Origin of the sequence: Kitasatospora sp. LaBMicrA B282 (assembly GCF_050325825.1) — a bacterium.
In the GTDB taxonomy this organism is placed as follows: domain Bacteria; phylum Actinomycetota; class Actinomycetes; order Streptomycetales; family Streptomycetaceae; genus Kitasatospora.
This window is the reverse complement of record NZ_JBNQTI010000384.1, coordinates 1-746: the sequence shown is the minus strand read 5'-3', so window position 1 is coordinate 746 and position 746 is coordinate 1. Positions and strand designations below refer to the sequence as shown.

The following is a 746-nucleotide window of genomic DNA, read 5'->3' as shown; positions in this document are numbered from 1 at the left end:
CCGGTGTGGCGGCAGGCCCGGGCCAGTGGGCGGTGGCGGTTCTGCGGTGGCGGGGGCGGCCCGGTACGCGAATGCTTGCCCATAGGGTCCCGATCCTGCCTGATCAGGCCGCGCGGCCAGCGGGATGCGGGTTCGCCAGCTTGGGCGCGGCGCTGGTCGACGCCGGGGGCGCGGCAGCAGGAGGAGGCGGCGCCGAGATATCCGATTCACATGCAGGAGCACGAAATGTCTGGAGCGGACGCCGAGGCTGCCGAGGTCGAGGTGTTGATCGTCGGTGGTGGGCCGGTCGGGCTGACCGCCCGCGTGCTGCTGGAACGCTGGGGTGTGCGTACGCTGCTGGTCGAGAGACACGGCCGACTGTCGCCGTTTCCACGTTCCCGGCTGGTCAACGTCCGCTCGATGGAGATCTTTCGCGGGTTCGGGATCGCCGGCCAGGTCGCGGCCGGCGCGTTCGCGCCCGCATACGGCCGCGTCCGGTTCCGCGACACCCTGTTCGACCGAGACTTCGCCACCGCGGCGATGGCCGGGGTCAACGCGCCGATCCCGCAGAGCCCCGAGATGGGTGTGGTGACCTCCCAGGATCGGTTGGAGCCCAGGCTGCTGGCCGCGGCGAAGGCACCGGTGCGGTTCGGGGTCGAACTGGTCGAGCTGGCCGAGGAGAGCGACGGTGTCGCGGCCGTGCTCGTCGACCGCCGGCAAGGCGAGCAGACCCGGGTGCGGGCGCGCTATGTCCTGGCCGCCGACGG

General features: G+C 72.3%; 1 protein-coding gene. It reads left to right on the top strand.

The genetic code is table 11. The features are described 5' to 3' along the window. Positions 1-225 precede the first annotated feature (225 nt). Positions 226-746: FAD-dependent monooxygenase (locus ACQRUO_RS39585; RefSeq protein WP_428321022.1), on the top strand; the 521-nt coding region annotated here is incomplete at its 3' end.